Here is a 15,501-nt window from a genome sequence, read left to right as displayed (position 1 = left end):
AGGATCCTTCCATAATGAACCTGAGCGAAAGATTGACCGACGATATGAAGCAAGCCATGAAGAATCAGGACAAGTTTAAGCTTTCCGTTATTCGTATGATGCGCGCGTCAGTGAAAAACTTGGAAATCGATCTCAAGCGTCCGTTGGACGATAACGAAGTGCTTGATATATTGAGTCGTGAAATCAAACAACGTAAAGATTCCCTCCAAGAATTTAAAAAAGCCGGCCGTGATGATTTAGTAGCGGGTCTTGAGGTCGAAATTGAAATTATTGGTCAATACCTTCCCGAACAGCTGACTGAAGAAGAGATTCAAGAGATAGTAACGCAGACCATCCATGAACTCGGTGCTTCTTCCAAAGCCGATATGGGAAAAGTTATGAGTGCTCTTTTGCCTAAAACAAAAGGACGCGCTGACGGTAAGCTAGTAAATCAACTCGTGCAGCAACATCTTAACTAACTAAACATTCGGACTCACAAAGCACCCCTGAATAAGGGGTGTTTTTTTACTTGTAGGAAAGTATATCAGCTCGCGAGCCGTTTCACCTTGACGCTGTGTATAATTGGCTATATGAAAATATAGTCGTTTTTGAAACGTTTTTGCTTGAATATCGTATTAGGGAATATTATATGAAAAAAAAAGGAGGAACCTTCTTGCATATGAATCGATTGCGAAGAAGATTGTCCGCCGCTCCTATTGCCTGGCTCGCAGCAATCATTCTGGTTACGTTTGCAGGCTGTTTTGGCGCACCATCGGAGCAAGCGAAAGCAGCAAGCGACACTGGACCTGCTGTCTATGTCATTCCCGTTAAACAGACGGTTGAATCGGGTCTTCAATCTTTTTTGGAGAGAGCCTATAAAGAGGCTGAGGAAGCAAAAGCAGAGCATGTCATACTTGTCATTAATACACTTGGCGGGAAAGTTGTAAACGCTGAGAGTATTGGTCATTTTATTAGGGAGAGCAAAATTCCGACAACAGCGTTTGTTGAAGGGAAAGCGGTATCAGCAGGTACTTATATTGCACTAAATGCTGACAATATCGTCATGCAGCCAGGCAGTACGATTGGTGCTGCGGCAGTTGTTGATGGATCAGGCCGGCTGTTGGAGGATCCGAAAACAATTTCCTTTTGGACCTCTGAGATGAGTGAATCCGCTGGATTGCAAGGGCGAGACAAGAACATCGCCGCAGCGATGGTTGATATTAACGTTTCCTTGGATCTGAAGGATAAGATTGGCAGAGACAAGCAGAAGGGTGAAATACTATCCTTGACTGCAAGTGAAGCGGAGAAGGTAGGCTATTCCGAGCATACTGCAGCTTCGGTTGATGAAGTCGTGAAATGGCTGGGTCTTGAAGACCGAACGCAGATTGAGGTTACGCCCTCACTTGCAGAACAAACAGCGAGGTGGCTAGTAAACCCTGTCGTTATGACCGTACTGCTTATACTCGGTATCGCGGGTGTTATTATTGAAATGCTCATTCCAGGCTTTGGTGTTCCAGGCATCGTTGGGATATTGTCATTCGGACTGTATTTCTTCGGTCATTACGTTGCTGGATTTGCCGGTATGGAGTCAGTTGTTTTGTTCGTAATCGGTATTGCCTTACTCATTATCGAGATATTTGTCCCAAGCTTCGGCATATTAGGAATTCTGGGTAGCGCGGCATTAGTAGCAGGTGTGGTTACTGCGGCGTCTGATCCTATGACTGCGTTTATCTCTATCGTAATCGCGTTAGTAGCGGCGATTATTCTAATCTCCATCTATGTAAGGATGAACAGAACGAAGGGGATTTGGAACAAGTTCATTTTGCGTGATAAACTAACAACGGAGCAAGGCTACCTGTCCGCTGATGTGAAGGATTCATTGCTTGGGCTGGAGGGTACAACCATTACTCCGCTTCGTCCCGCTGGAACCGTACAAATCGGAGATAACCGCGTTGATGTTGTCACTTCTGGTGAATTCGTTGATGCGAATCGCAAGGTAAAGGTCGTTAAGGCAGAAGGTACTTGGGTAGTCGTTAAAGAAATTGTTTAGTAGATAAAAAAATATGGAGGTTAGAATATATGGATCCATTAGTTTCTTTTCTAATTTTAGCTGTTGTCGTTATAGTCGTTCTGTCTGTATTTCTTAGTTTTTTCCCGATTATGCTTTGGATATCTGCACTTGCATCGGGTGTTCGTGTAAGTATTATTACACTTGTAGCGATGCGTTTGCGCCGCGTAGTCCCAAGCAGAATCGTCAATCCCTTGATCAAAGCTACAAAAGCAGGTCTTGGCTTAAATATAAACCAGCTCGAGAGTCACTTCCTTGCTGGTGGTAACGTTGACCGTGTAGTAAATGCATTGATTGCTGCGCAGCGCGCAAACATTCCTCTCATATTCGAGCGTGCGGCTGCGATTGATTTGGCTGGACGTGATGTGCTGCAAGCAGTACAAATGAGCGTTAACCCAAGAGTGATCGAGACGCCAACCGTTGCTGCAGTAGCGAAGGACGGTATTGAAGTTAAGGTTAAGGCACGAGTAACCGTGCGTGCCAATATTGATCGTCTCGTCGGCGGTGCCGGTGAAGAAACGATAATTGCCCGTGTTGGTGAGGGTATTGTAACGACAGTAGGTTCTGCGAATTCTCACAAAGATGTCCTTGAAAATCCAGATATGATTTCACGTACCGTTCTAGGCAAAGGTCTTGACGCTGGTACAGCTTTTGAAATCTTATCGATCGATATTGCGGATGTGGATGTAGGCAAAAACATCGGTGCACATCTGCAAACAGAGCAAGCCGAAGCAGATAAGAAAATTGCGCAGGCAAAAGCGGAAGAGCGTCGCGCGATGGCCGTTGCACACGAGCAGGAAATGAAAGCGAAGGTCGTAGAGATGGAAGCTCGAGTTGTGGAATCGGAATCACAGGTTCCGCTTGCAATGGCTGAAGCTCTTAGAACTGGGAAAATTGGTGTAATGGACTACCTTAACTTGAAAAACATCGAGGCTGACACCCAAATGCGCAATACTATCGGCAATCAGGAAGGCTCCACTGACCACAAAGATGGACGCTAATGCTTAGGCATAACCTAGCTATTGCATTACGCGCAGCTGCGTGCTGGAGGTGAAGACAGCTTGAAAATTATTGATTTTTTGATGGACAACATCTTTATCGTCGTTATTATTTTTGGAGCGCTGGCGTCGTTATTTGGCAAGTCAGGCTCCAAGAAGAAGCTGCCTGGGCAAATGCCGGACTTTGGGGGAGGCGGTCTGCCGAGAAATGTTTTTCCTCAGACTAATGACCCTAAACCGGTAATTGACCAGCAAGCAGAAATGCAGGGGAATGAGGGGCAGACGGTTTATCGTTCTCTTCATGATCAGGAACGTCAAACCGTTGTTGATGCTCCCTATGAACGCTCGTATATTGCTGCACCTCCAGAGACGGCTAGATCAGCCGCTAGGGAACGTGCGCTGCAAGGGGCTAAAGTAAGTGGATCTGCATCACGCAACGTCTCAGAACGCAATTCAGCAGCCCAAGAGATGCGGGATTCATCTACACGCGTTGAGGATATGCGTAAAGCGGTCGTGTGGGCAGAGGTTCTTGGTCCGCCTCGCTCGAAGAAGCCGTTTGGGAAATAAAAAAAACCGTCGAAGCATACTGCTTCGGCGGTTTTTTTTCTCAAAATACAGGAAAGTATATCATTTCGCGATACTTTCTCTATATTTCTCGGAATGAAACGCGCCGCGCCGCCAAAGGACGGCGACAGCCGTTCCACCTTGATTATCTTTGAACTTTTTATAGTCGATTTGCGATAGTTGTAGTGGGGGAAGAAGAAAAGTTCTAAACCAGTGCATGAAAATGATCGTGGGGGCATAGCTCAGCTGGGAGAGCGTCCCAATAGCATGAGGTCACTGCAAAAGTACAGGATAGCTTCCGCACTGGGAGTAGGAGACGTGAGGATTTGAGGAGCGGCACGGAGCGTGGGGGAAGTTGAGGAAAAAGACGATGTATGTGTTCGTTTGTGTGAAGGATATGGAGCCCACACAAACATGCCTGGAACAAAGGCGGCAGCATCACGAACTCTGTCGTGATAGTCAATCATAAGAATGAGTAGTAGAGTAGTAGGCTATCCTGCACATTTGCAGGGTAGCCTACTCTTTTTACTGTTTTAGGACAGCTATCCTGTACGTAAGCAGGATAGCTGCCCACAATGAAGATCAGATGGCTGGAAATGAGCTGAAATGACGATCTATAGTGCGTGAGTACAGGATAGGTTAGCTAGAGCGTCCCAATAGCACGAAGTTACTGCAAAAGTGCAGGATAGCTTCCGCGCTGGGAGTAGGAGTAGGAGTAGGAGTAGGAGTAGGAGTAGGAGTAGGAGTAGGAGAAGTGAGGATTGGAGGAGCGGCATCAAGCGTGGGGAACGTTGAAGGAAAAGACGATGTGTGTGTTCGTTTTGTGAAGTGTATGGGGGATACTCAAACATGCCTAGAACAAAGGCAGCGGCCGTACGAACTCTGCCCGAGACAGTCAATAAAGTAGACGTTCCTGCGCATTTGCAGCATAGCAGCCAACAATGGAGACAAGACGGCTGGAGATGAGCTGAAACGGCGAGCTAAAATGTGTGAGTATAGGATTGGCTTGTTAGTACAAGTACGAGCTGGTTGGTTGCACACCCCAAGAAAAAATGAATAGCTGAATTTTAGAATGATCACGGGGGCTTAGCTCAACTGGGAGAGCACTTGCATGGCATGCAAGAGGTCAGGGGTTCAGTTCGCGCGGACGAAGGGAATGCAGAGGAGCAAGGCGTCTGGATCTAACGCTAAAATTCATCGGCAAATACGTTTCGTCAGCCGTTACATCTTGAGCGGTTGAAAAGCTGCTGATGCAGATTCATCTCATATTTAGCTTGCCGTTTGCATATTTTGGTACAGTACAACAAAATCGTTATCCTTTTGTTTGACTGCGGCAAGTTTTTTGCTATATAAGTAGAACTTAAAAAATGAATATTTAGCGGAGCGAGAAGATCGTTCTGGAGAAACAAAGAGTCTGGCTGCAACCGCGTTTGAAAAGAATGGTCTACTCGCTTCGTTTTAACTTCACATTTATAAATGCAATGAGAATTAGATGGAATTCTCCCGCTAAAATAACGTTGTTCGCTTGGCATACGAAAATAGATGGAATTTCTCCCGTTAATTTTACTGTTTTTCATGAATTTCGGCTGATTCCTTAGAATTAGAGGGAGAAATTCCATCTATATAAGTTGAACTTAAAAAATGAAGATTTAGCGAAGCGAGAAGATCGTTCTGGAGAAACGAAGTGCTCGCCTTTGCAGCCTTATTCTCACCTTTAAATGTCTTAGGAAATCAAAGAATCTGGCTGCAACAGCGACCCTTCAGAATGATCTACTCGCGCAGCGCCTAAAACGTAAATTTTTAGTTCAAATTATATCGTTTTCTATGAAACCTTGAAGGAGGCAAAGAATCGTCCATGCGTCGTATAAAAAAGAAATTTCGAAAAATAACAGCAGAGCTGCTCGATATGCCGCATGATGTCGTATTTGATTTGCCTCGTCTAACGATGATTGGGGATTGTCAATTATATATCGAAAACCATCGCGGCGTCGTTCATTTCTCAAGTGAACGTTTGAGATTAGCTTTAAGCAAAGGGCAGCTTGAGGTCATCGGAAGCTCACTGGTGATTCGTACCATTTGGACGGAGGAAGTGTTTGTGGAAGGTCAAATTTCGAGCATTCAGTTGATTCCATAGGTTGAAAAGACTGTCGTTGCTTTTAGGCTAAATGTATGGGAGGGGAATGAATTGAGCGGAAAAGGTGCAGATTGGTTAAAAGGAATGGTTACTGTTCATATAAGGGGAGGAGAACCGGAGGAGCTGGTAAATAAAGCTCTTGCTGGTGGTTTGCAGCTGTCTTCTATTCGTTGGACAAGCAGCGGTTTGCTAGAGTTTGAGCTTTCGGTCAGTGACTTTTTTGGTCTTCGCGCGTATTTAAAGGAGACAGGCTGCCGGGCGCATGTTATAGAACGAAAAGGGCTGCCGTTTCTACTCGTAAGAGCAGAGCGAAGAAAGCTGTTTGCGGGTGGAATTGTCTTGTTCTTTGCATTAATCTTCATGCTTTCATCGCTCGTTTGGAGCATAGAGGTTCAAGGCAATACAAAGCTAAGCGAGGATCAAATTTTATTGGCTGCGAGGGAAGAGGGCTTGTACCCGATGCAATGGGCGTTCCGTCTAACGGATACAGATGTGCTGTCTAAGCAGCTAGTCCGCAAGCTCCCAGGCTCTACATGGGTTGGGGTGGAGAAGAAGGGTACTAAAATTATTATTCAAGTTGTTGAATCGACGATACCTGAGCAAGCATCACTGCAAACACCGCGTCATTTGGTCGCATCCTCGGATGCGGTAGTAACTGAAATTATTGCTGAGGCCGGTCGTCCGGTCGTCAAAAAAAATACGAGGGTGAAAAAAAACCAAATCTTGATTTCGGGAACGATCGGCGGAGAAGAATTTTCTCGCACGGTCGTTGCTAGAGGGAATGTACGCGGGCTCGTCTGGTATGAATTCGAGGTTTATTCCCCGCTGGTTCAGCATGTGAAGGTTTACACGGGCGAACAAAAAACAAAATGGTTTGCGGTTATCGGCTCCAGAGCGCTGCAGGTGAGCGGCTTCGGGAAAAGCTCTTACACCGCATCTGAAACTATTCGACATGAGGAGAAGGTATCGTGGCGCAGCTGGTCACTGCCTATCGGGCGAATGAAAGAATCTGTCATGGAGACTCGCTTAGAGGATCGAACATTGACAGAGGAGGAAGCGCGGAGCATAGGCATTTTGCAGGCAAAAGCGGATGTACTCTCAAAAGCTGGCAGCGATGCGGTCATACGAGATGAAATTGTTTTGCATGAAAAGGCGGACAATGGTAAAGTTTATATGAAAGTTCTTTTTGAGGTCGAGCAATCTATCGTTAAGGAAATGCCACTAGTCCAGATGCAGGGAGAATGAGGATTGTTGCAAATTGAGACGAAAGTAATAAAGATACCGATAGGCAACGCAGCAGAAGGTCTTGCTGTACTTGGGCCACAAGACAATTTTTTGCGTCTTATTCAATCGCAAGTAGAATCATCTGTTACGTCGCGTGAAGCAGAAATAGTCATTTCAGGTCCTTCTGCTGAGGTTGATTCGCTAGAGCAGCTTTACAATGTGTTATTGCAGCTCGTTCGCGGCGGCTATAAGCCATCGGAGAGAGATGTGTCATATGCACTTGAGCTAGCAAGAACAATGCAGGCAGAAGAGCTGCTTGACTTGTTTAAGAAAGAGATTACGACGACCTATCGAGGAAAGCCGATAAGAGTGAAGACGATTGGGCAGCGCCATTATGTGAAGACGATCAAGAAGAAGGATGTCGTGTTCGGTATAGGTCCAGCGGGAACAGGAAAAACGTATTTGGCCGTTGTGCTTGCAGTTGCCGCGCTTAAAGAAGGCTCCGTCAAACGAATTGTATTAACTAGACCTGCTGTTGAGGCGGGCGAAAATCTTGGTTTTTTGCCAGGTGATTTGCAAGAGAAGGTAGATCCGTATTTGCGGCCCTTATATGATGCACTGCATGACGTGCTCGGACCTGATCAGACGGTGAAGGCCATTGAGCGGGGGATGATCGAGATTGCGCCGCTTGCCTATATGCGCGGACGGACGCTCGATGATGCCTTTATTATTTTGGATGAAGCACAGAATACAACACCGGAGCAAATGAAAATGTTTTTGACTAGACTGGGCTTTAGCTCGAAAATGGTCATTACAGGAGACGTTACACAAATCGATTTGCCTAGAGGCAAGAACTCGGGCTTGATTGAAGCGCAGCGTATTTTAAAGAACATCGAAGAGATAGGCATCATTCTATTCTCTGAGCAAGATGTCGTCCGCCATTCATTAGTTCAAAAAATTATTGTAGCCTATAACTGGGATGCTGAAAACAAAGCCTAGAAAGGGATGTCTGCTGCATGAGCCAAAACCAGACCGGAAAACAGGGGAACTTGCGTCCGTCTAAGATGACGGGCTGGAAGCAGAGTGCAGCCGTTCGCTGGGTGCTGATGTTTATGTTTGTGCTGCTATTCTATTTCAGCTTAGCTCCGCATCTCGTTCCTGAAACTTATGATATCGAGGAGGGCGCGGTTAGCGAGAAGGATATTAAAGCGCCCTTCCAAATTAAAGACGAGAAAGCGACGAGGCAAGCGGAAGAGGATGCCGCTGACAAAATCGACGTTATTTATTCCATCGTACCGCTTCGCAATGAAGCCTTGGTTGAGCAAATATTTATGCGTATTGAGCAATTGAATATGGACGATCAAGTGACGCTACAAAATAAAATAGATATTTACAGAAACGAAATTCCTGGGCGCTACTCCGAATACATTGAAAGTTTTGTCAAGCTTAACAAGGGCAAAGGCACTTACAATGAAACATTGCTTGATGAAATGGCAATTATTGCTAATGAGCAGGAATATACGATTCCGGAAGAAACCTTTTACAAAATGCCGAATTTATCGTCCGAAACGTTAACCGAGATGCGAAATGTAGCTCGGGATATTGTGCGTAAGCTGACGGGAGAGCAGCTTCGCGAAGCGGAGACCGCTCGAACGCAAGTAGCTGAGCTTGTTAATGCAAGCACGCTGACTAGCCGGACAAGCAGGGAAATTGTGCAGGAGCTGGCTAGATTTGCGATAATGCCAAATAAATTTTTGGATAAAGCTGCAACTGACGAAGCGAAAGTGCAAGCGAAGCAAAATACAACGCCCGTTGTTATTAAGGAGGGTGAGCTGATCGTTAAGCGCGGTCAGACCATTACACCTGATTTGTACAAGCTGCTAGTGGATTCTTCCCTCCTGCAGGATAAGAAAAATTACTGGCCGCAGATGGGACTTCTCATCATGTCTCTCATATTTGTTGTCTTCCTGTATGCTTACTTGCATCAGTCGGGCAGCATAAATGGACTAAAGCCAAAGTACAACAACGCATCGCTTCTTATGCTGTGGCTGATTTTTCTAATAAACCTTATTACGATTCAAATTATTTCGTTAACTCAAACCGATGCTGCGCCATATGCCGGCTACCTAGCTCCAGCTGCTTTAGGCGCGATGCTGATCACGCTGCTGCTTGATATCCATCTTGCAATGATCAGCTCGATTATATTTTCGATTATGGGAAGCATTATATTAAATACAGGACAGAATCAAATCTTCGATTTCCAATATGGATTTGTCATTATTGTCGTTTCGTTTGCTGCGATCTTCTCCATACACCGAGCAAGTCAGCGATCAACGATACTAAAGGCAGGCATTATGGTAAGCTTGTTTGGCACCTTGACTGTCATGTCGATCTTGCTGCTCTCAGAGCAGCTGGAGCGTGTAGCATTTATCTACTCTGCCGCATTTGCTTTTGCCAGTGGATTGATAACAGCAGTGCTCGTTATCGGCTTGATGCCATTCTTTGAAATTACGTTCGGTATATTGTCCGCGCTTAAGCTGGTGGAGCTCTCTAATCCGAACCATCCGCTGCTGCGCAAGCTTCTTACCGAGACACCTGGGACTTATCACCACAGTGTAATGGTTGGCAATTTGTCGGAGGCAGCAGCAGAAGCGATCGGAGCTGACGGATTATTATGCCGTGTAGGCTCGTATTATCATGATATTGGCAAGACGAAGCGGCCGAATTATTTTATTGAAAATCAGACGAATATCGAGAATCCACATGATACGATAGATCCGAAGCTCAGCAAGTCTATTATTGTCGCACATGCAAGAGACGGTGTGGATATGCTTAAGAGCCATAATATTCCGAAGCCGATTCGAGATATTGCTGAGCAGCATCACGGTACAACCTCGTTGAAATTCTTTTATTACAAAGCAGTCAAGCAAGCCGAGGAGCAAGGCATTGAGCCAGCCTTCACAGAGGATGATTTCCGTTATCCTGGACCCAAGGCGCAGTCGAAGGAAGCGGCAGTCGTCGGTATTTCCGATTGCGTGGAGGCAGCGGTTCGCAGCTTGCGCAACCCCACGGTTGAGCAGGTAGAGGCGATGATTCACAAAATTATTAAGAGCAGACTTGATGATAATCAATACAATGAATGTGATTTGACGCTGAAGGAGCTAGACAGAATTGCGCAGTCACTCAAGGAAAGTGTAGTTGGCGTATTTCATTCACGCATTGAATATCCGGAAGATGTGAAAACAAAGGAGAATTTAGGATGAGCTTACAGCTAGATTGGAGCAATGAACAGCAAAAGCTGGAAATACCTGAGGCTTGGATAACAAAATTAGAGCAATTGCTCCAGCTTGCTGGTGAAGCAGAGGGTATGACCGATGGAGATGTATCACTCACATTTACGAATGATGAGGAAATTCATCAGCTAAATCGCGAATATCGTGGAATCGATCGTCCGACTGACGTGCTGTCCTTCGCGATGCAGGATGACGGGGTAGAGGAGCTCGACATTATTTTTGAGGTCGAAAGCGAAGATGAGCTTGACCCGATTTCCGGTATGCTGGGAGATATTATTATAAGTGTTGATACGGCACTGGCTCAGAGTGAAGAGTATGGTCACTCCTTGGAGAGAGAAATCGGATTTTTGTTCGTGCATGGCTTTCTGCATTTAATTGGCTATGATCATCAGGATGACGTGACGGAAGCTGAAATGACTGCTAAGCAAGAGGCGATATTGCAGCAGGCCGGCCTCACTCGTTAATGATTAAGTTTATCCGGAGCTTCGCAGTTGCAGTGGCAGGGATTGGTTTTTCTTTACGTACACAAAGTCATATGCGTTTTCATGCCGCAGCAGCCATAGTCGCGTGCTGCCTAGGGTTTATCGTATCGCTTCAGCCGCTGGAATGGGCGATCATTTTGTTAGCTATTGCGGTAGTTATTAGCGCAGAAATGATCAATACGGCTGTAGAGCAAGCGGTGAACCTTGCCAGTCCAAACATTCATCCGGTAGCTAAAGTTGCGAAGGACGTTGCTGCTGGAGCTGTTTTATTTGCGGCAATAATTTCAGCAATCATAGGGCTGCTCATTCTTGGGCCGCCATTATGGGATATCGTTTTCAAATAAATGGGACACTGATTCGGGAGGATGGTAGGAATGGGCTACGAAGGTTTATCCAATGCTTATGCAGAGCTGCTGTATGCAGCAAAGGAAGCGATGTCTCGTGCGTACGTACCCTATTCCAACTTTCAAGTCGGTGCGGCGCTGCTGGACAATGAAGGACATGTTCATTTTGGCTGCAACGTAGAAAATGCAGCATATGGACCAACCAACTGTGCGGAGCGAACTGCTTTATTTCGGGCTGTTGCTGACGGAAAGCGGCCAGGCCAGTTTCAAGCTATTGCCGTCATCGGTGATACGGAAGGACCAATAGCGCCTTGCGGCATTTGTCGACAGGTTTTAGTTGAGCTTTGTGCACCAGACATGCCCGTTATTATGGGTAATTTAAGCGGGAAATGGGCGATATCGACCGTTTCAGACTTACTGCCGGGAGCCTTTACTCCGGCAACACTAGATTATAGGGAGAGTTAATTAATAATATGAATCGAAATACTACAAATGATCGTGACAGCAAAAAATTCCGTTCGGGCTTTGTGGCAATAATCGGAAGACCAAACGTTGGAAAATCAACGCTTATGAATCATTTAATTGGTCAGAAAATTGCGATTATGTCCGACAAGCCGCAGACGACACGGAATAAAATTCATGGTGTATATACGACAAACGATACACAAATCGTTTTTCTGGATACGCCAGGTATTCACAAGCCGCAATCCAAGCTTGGCAATTATATGATGCAGACAGCAGAGAGCGCGCTTAGAGAGGTTGAGGCTGCGCTGTTTTTGATTGATGCATCAGAGGGCCTAGGCGGAGGAGACCGCTTTATTATTGAGCAGCTTAAGAAGGTGAAAACGCCTGTTTTTCTGGTCATGAACAAAATTGACAAGGTAGAGCCTGAACAGCTGCTGCCGATGATTACGCAATATAATGCGCTGCACGAGTTTGCCGAAATCATTCCGATTTCTGCTCTTAAAGGCAATAATGTAGAAACGCTGCTCGAGCAGCTGACTCGTTATTTGCCAGAAGGACCGCAATATTATCCTGCGGATCAGATTACGGATCATCCGGAGCAATTTGTATGCTCGGAGCTTATTCGCGAGAAAATTTTGCACATGACCCGTGAAGAAATTCCCCATTCCATTGCTGTTACGATTGAGGATATGCGCGTGAAGGAAAACGGCGTAGTCTATATCGGTGCAGTTATTTTTGTCGAGCGTGACTCTCAGAAAGGGATAATCATCGGCAAAAAAGGAGAATTACTAAAGGAAGTCGGTAAACAGGCACGTAAGGATATCGAAGCTTTGCTTGGCTCGCGCATTTATTTGGAGCTGTGGGTAAAAGTGAAAAAAGACTGGCGCAACCAAGAGCGAGTGCTGAAGGATCTTGGCTATCGGAATGATTAGACTAATTTAACGTTATTTGTTAAGGATAGTTCGCATCGGTTCATCGCATCCTATTACCATCTGGAGCAGCATTTCAGGGCGCGGAAAGGGATGAATACGTATGCGGAATTTTTCGTGGAAGTATTTTACGTTGACCGGGGATGTCGAGTCCTTCATGCTTTATAAGGAAATGACACAGTTTGGAGCAGAAAGCGGCTCAGCCCAATTAACTCAGGAGCATGATGAGCTCGCCATGATGGATGTGGAAGACACCTCTAGCTGACATAGCACTGAAATTAAGAAAAATGTTGAATAGGTATAAAGCGGAAGGCGCCGCCATGGGACGGCGTATTCCGTTTCTGCTTTTAGGGGAGAGTTTGCGGGATGTTATATCGTGTCGAAGGAATTGTTATTCGAAGTATGGATTATGGTGAAGGCAACAAAATTGTGACATTACTCACGAAAACAAACGGAAAAGCCGGAGTGCTGATCCGCGGCGCCAAAAAAGTGAAAAGCAAGCATTCCTCACTCGCACAGCCATTTACATATGGAGAGTTCACTTATTTTCGCACTAGCGGACTCGGTACACTTAATCATGGTGAGATTATTGAATCTCACCATGTTTTGCGTGAAAAGCTTGATCTGGCAGCTTATTCATCGTATGTAGCAGAGCTGACCGATCGTTCTTTGCAGGACGATGAGCCTACCGGCTTCCATTTTGAGCAGCTCAAAGCCTGCCTAGCAGCGCTGCAAGAAGGGAAGGATGCCCAAATTGTTACTCATCTATACGAGATGCGTATTCTGGATTTGTCGGGTTATGCGCCTGCGCTCGATGAGTGTGTAAGCTGTGGCAACGTTGTAGGTCCGTTTAAGCTCTCTCCTTATTCAGGAGGGATATTATGCTCAAGATGTACTGGCAAAGACCCTCATGCCGTTCTGCTGAGCGATGGAGCATACAAGCTGCTTCGGCTTTTTCGCCGAATGGATATGAGAAGGCTAGGCTCCATCCAAGTTAAGCCGGAGACTAAAGAAGAGCTTAAGAAGATTATGCGCAAGCAGATGGATACTCATTTGGGTTTGCAGCTGAAATCACGTAATTTTCTAGATCAATTAGACAAGCTGATGTAAAATGATGAACCTTTTTAAGCAATCATTTCCTTTTTTATCCGTCTCGAGACTGATGCTTAATCCTTCATTTGTATGTTTATATGAATAAGTATTTATTTTATACTTATCGAGGATATTTTTGGATTTGATATTCAATGGAGGGATTATCTGATGTCTACGGGACAAAATAGACTTGGCTTTGTAGTTGCTGGTCTTCTGCTAGGCATATTGGTCGCATCAATCGATAATACGATTGTATCGACCGCTATGGCTACCATCGTGTCCGATTTAGGCGGTTTGGACAAATATGTGTGGGTTACATCTGCCTATTTGGTTACAGAAATGGCTGGAATGCCGATATTCGGAAAGCTGTCGGATATGTATGGACGAAAAAGGTTTTTTGTATTAGGTATATGCTTATTTCTAATTGGCTCTGTGTTATGCGGAACGGCGGAGTCCATTACGCAGCTGACGATTTATCGTGCTATTCAAGGTATTGGCGGCGGAGCGATGATGCCTATTGCATTTGCCATTGTATTTGATATTTTCCCGGCAGAGAAGCGAGGCAAAATGGGCGGTCTGTTCGGAGCCGTATTTGGAACATCGAGCTTATTTGGACCTCTTGCAGGGGCATACTTAACGGAGTACATCAATTGGCGTTGGATTTTTTATATCAATGTACCGATAGGGCTTGTAGCTCTGGCCTTTATCGTAATTTTTTATAAAGAATCGCTTTCACATGCCAAGCAAAAGATCGACTGGTGGGGAGCTTCAACCCTTGTTGGCTCAATCGTTTGTTTAATGTTTGCTCTTGAGCTTGGCGGGGCAGAGTTTGCTTGGGACTCCGCGCAGATTATTAGCTTGTTTGCTGGTTTTGTTATATTGCTCGGCATTTTTCTATTCATTGAAACAAGAGCTGCGGAGCCTATTATCTCCTTCAATATGTTTAAGCAGCGCTTGTTTGCAGCAAGTACAGGGGCAGGATTATTTTACGGTGCTGCGTTTATAACTGCAGCTTTGTATATCCCGATGTTCGTGCAAGGGGTGTTCGGCGGAACAGCGGTGAACGCGGGCCTAACCTTGCTTCCCATGACGCTTGGCTCGGTAATTGCGGCTATGGCGGGCGGGATGCTGGCTAACAAAATGGCCTATCGCAGCGTCATGACGTTCTCAGCCCTTATTTTCATAACTGGAATTGTACTGCTTTCAACCATAACACCAGACACGACTAGATTTATGCTGTCGTTGTACATGTTTCTTACCGGCTTCGGAATTGGCTTCTCTTTCTCGGTGCTTGGCATGTCTTCGATACATGGATTTGATATGCGTCAGCGGGGCAGCGCTACCTCCACCATGTCCTTTGTGCGTTCGCTTGGAATGACCGTCGGCATAACGATATTCGGCATCATCCAGCGCAATCATTTCACGAGTGGAATGGCGGAAGCTTTTGCAGGCAGCGATGGAGCTAGTGCAACGACAGACAATGCACGCGAACTGTTGTCGCCTGAGAAACGTGCCGAAATTCCTCCGGCAGTGATGGACAAAATCGTTGCAGCTCTATCTGAATCGGTATCTGTTACGTTTCTCTGGTCTGTTGTTCCTGCCATCTTAGCGCTCGCCTGTGTTCTGATGATGGGCAACGCAGGGTTGAAGGATATTATTGGGAAAAATGAAGGCAGCACGGGTGCCGATAAGGAAATTAGAGGACATTAATACATTTCAAAATGGCAGGCTGCAAAGGTTTGACAATTGTCACAAAGAAGCATAAAATAGTGCAATATGAATATTGGACAATGATGGAGAAAGTAATTGCTTAGTGTCGACGACGTTAGCGAGCCAGGAATAGTGAAAGCCTGGATGGACACAGTGATGAAAGGGCACTCCGGAGTCGTATCGTTTAAAGAGGGTTAGCTCATATGGAGCTGACCAAGT

General features: G+C 45.6%; 15 protein-coding genes. All 15 read left to right on the top strand.

Annotation, left to right across the window (positions count from 1 at the left end; genetic code table 11):
- Positions 1 to 14 precede the first annotated feature (14 nt).
- Positions 15 to 458 (top strand): GatB/YqeY domain-containing protein, encoded by a 444-nt coding sequence (locus MHI37_RS19160; RefSeq protein WP_076336787.1) that lies wholly within the window; start codon positions 15 to 17, stop codon positions 456 to 458.
- Positions 459 to 658: 200 nt separating this feature from the next.
- Positions 659 to 2,029 (top strand): nodulation protein NfeD, encoded by a 1,371-nt coding sequence (locus MHI37_RS19155; RefSeq protein ID WP_076336870.1) that lies wholly within the window; start codon positions 659 to 661, stop codon positions 2,027 to 2,029.
- A gap of 29 nt (positions 2,030 to 2,058) precedes the next feature.
- Positions 2,059 to 3,048 (top strand): flotillin-like protein FloA, encoded by a 990-nt coding sequence (floA, locus tag MHI37_RS19150; RefSeq protein ID WP_076336788.1) that lies wholly within the window; start codon positions 2,059 to 2,061, stop codon positions 3,046 to 3,048.
- Positions 3,049 to 3,108: 60 nt separating this feature from the next.
- Positions 3,109 to 3,612, top strand: coding sequence for a hypothetical protein (locus tag MHI37_RS19145; RefSeq protein ID WP_076336789.1), 504 nt, complete (start codon positions 3,109 to 3,111; stop codon positions 3,610 to 3,612).
- A 1,852-nt stretch (positions 3,613 to 5,464) separates the two neighbouring features.
- Positions 5,465 to 5,743 carry a sporulation protein YqfC gene (yqfC, locus tag MHI37_RS19140; protein ID WP_076336790.1) on the top strand — a complete coding sequence of 93 codons (279 nt, stop codon included), beginning with the start codon at positions 5,465 to 5,467 and terminating at the stop codon, positions 5,741 to 5,743.
- A 51-nt stretch (positions 5,744 to 5,794) separates the two neighbouring features.
- Entirely contained in the window at positions 5,795 to 6,988 is a 1,194-nt protein-coding gene (gene yqfD / locus MHI37_RS19135; RefSeq protein ID WP_083676245.1) for a sporulation protein YqfD, read from the top strand.
- Between the two features lie 6 nt (positions 6,989 to 6,994).
- On the top strand, positions 6,995 to 7,966 hold the full coding sequence (locus MHI37_RS19130; protein ID WP_076336872.1) for a PhoH family protein: 972 nt from the start codon (positions 6,995 to 6,997) through the stop codon (positions 7,964 to 7,966).
- A gap of 17 nt (positions 7,967 to 7,983) precedes the next feature.
- Positions 7,984 to 10,230, top strand: a complete 2,247-nt coding sequence (locus tag MHI37_RS19125) for an HDIG domain-containing metalloprotein (RefSeq protein ID WP_076336791.1) — start codon at positions 7,984 to 7,986, stop codon at positions 10,228 to 10,230.
- Complete coding sequence (gene ybeY / locus MHI37_RS19120; RefSeq protein WP_076336792.1) at positions 10,227 to 10,724, top strand: rRNA maturation RNase YbeY; 498 nt, start codon at positions 10,227 to 10,229, stop codon at positions 10,722 to 10,724. Before MHI37_RS19125 ends, ybeY begins: the two co-directional genes overlap by 4 nt.
- Entirely contained in the window at positions 10,724 to 11,086 is a 363-nt protein-coding gene (locus MHI37_RS19115; protein WP_076336793.1) for a diacylglycerol kinase family protein, read from the top strand. The genes ybeY and MHI37_RS19115 overlap by 1 nt, the downstream gene beginning before the upstream one ends.
- Positions 11,087 to 11,116: 30 nt before the next feature.
- Positions 11,117 to 11,551: a cytidine deaminase gene (gene cdd, locus MHI37_RS19110; protein ID WP_076336794.1), complete on the top strand. Its 435-nt coding sequence runs from the start codon at positions 11,117 to 11,119 to the stop codon at positions 11,549 to 11,551.
- Between the two features lie 8 nt (positions 11,552 to 11,559).
- Complete coding sequence (gene era, locus MHI37_RS19105) at positions 11,560 to 12,483, top strand: GTPase Era (protein WP_076336795.1); 924 nt, start codon at positions 11,560 to 11,562, stop codon at positions 12,481 to 12,483.
- 100 nt (positions 12,484 to 12,583) lie between these two features.
- Entirely contained in the window at positions 12,584 to 12,745 is a 162-nt protein-coding gene (locus tag MHI37_RS19100) for a YqzL family protein (RefSeq protein ID WP_076336796.1), read from the top strand.
- A gap of 101 nt (positions 12,746 to 12,846) precedes the next feature.
- The gene (gene recO / locus MHI37_RS19095) at positions 12,847 to 13,590 is read left to right on the top strand and encodes a DNA repair protein RecO (RefSeq protein WP_076336797.1); all 744 of its coding nucleotides are present in this window, start codon (positions 12,847 to 12,849) and stop codon (positions 13,588 to 13,590) included.
- Between the two features lie 150 nt (positions 13,591 to 13,740).
- A complete protein-coding gene (locus MHI37_RS19090; RefSeq protein ID WP_076336798.1) occupies positions 13,741 to 15,282 on the top strand; it encodes an MDR family MFS transporter in 1,542 nt (513 codons plus the stop codon).
- Positions 15,283 to 15,501 lie beyond the last annotated feature (219 nt).

Origin of the sequence: Paenibacillus sp. FSL H8-0548 (genome assembly GCF_038630985.1) — a bacterium.
Classification (GTDB): Bacteria; Bacillota; Bacilli; order Paenibacillales; family Paenibacillaceae; genus Pristimantibacillus.
This window is presented reverse-complemented; position numbering and strand designations above follow the sequence as displayed.

Excerpts from the sequence above, each read along its gene's own strand:
- MHI37_RS19160 (WP_076336787.1), top strand. The coding sequence starts at position 15 with ATGAACCTGAGCGAAAGATTGACCGACGATATGAAGCAAGCCATGAAG.
- MHI37_RS19155 (WP_076336870.1), top strand. The coding sequence starts at position 659 with ATGAATCGATTGCGAAGAAGATTGTCCGCCGCTCCTATTGCCTGGCTC.
- floA (WP_076336788.1), top strand. The coding sequence starts at position 2,059 with ATGGATCCATTAGTTTCTTTTCTAATTTTAGCTGTTGTCGTTATAGTC.
- yqfC (WP_076336790.1), top strand. The coding sequence starts at position 5,465 with ATGCGTCGTATAAAAAAGAAATTTCGAAAAATAACAGCAGAGCTGCTC.
- MHI37_RS19125 (WP_076336791.1), top strand. The coding sequence starts at position 7,984 with ATGAGCCAAAACCAGACCGGAAAACAGGGGAACTTGCGTCCGTCTAAG.
- ybeY (WP_076336792.1), top strand. The coding sequence starts at position 10,227 with ATGAGCTTACAGCTAGATTGGAGCAATGAACAGCAAAAGCTGGAAATA.
- MHI37_RS19115 (WP_076336793.1), top strand. The coding sequence starts at position 10,724 with ATGATTAAGTTTATCCGGAGCTTCGCAGTTGCAGTGGCAGGGATTGGT.
- cdd (WP_076336794.1), top strand. The coding sequence starts at position 11,117 with ATGGGCTACGAAGGTTTATCCAATGCTTATGCAGAGCTGCTGTATGCA.
- era (WP_076336795.1), top strand. The coding sequence starts at position 11,560 with ATGAATCGAAATACTACAAATGATCGTGACAGCAAAAAATTCCGTTCG.
- MHI37_RS19100 (WP_076336796.1), top strand. The coding sequence starts at position 12,584 with ATGCGGAATTTTTCGTGGAAGTATTTTACGTTGACCGGGGATGTCGAG.
- recO (WP_076336797.1), top strand. The coding sequence starts at position 12,847 with ATGTTATATCGTGTCGAAGGAATTGTTATTCGAAGTATGGATTATGGT.
- MHI37_RS19090 (WP_076336798.1), top strand. The coding sequence starts at position 13,741 with ATGTCTACGGGACAAAATAGACTTGGCTTTGTAGTTGCTGGTCTTCTG.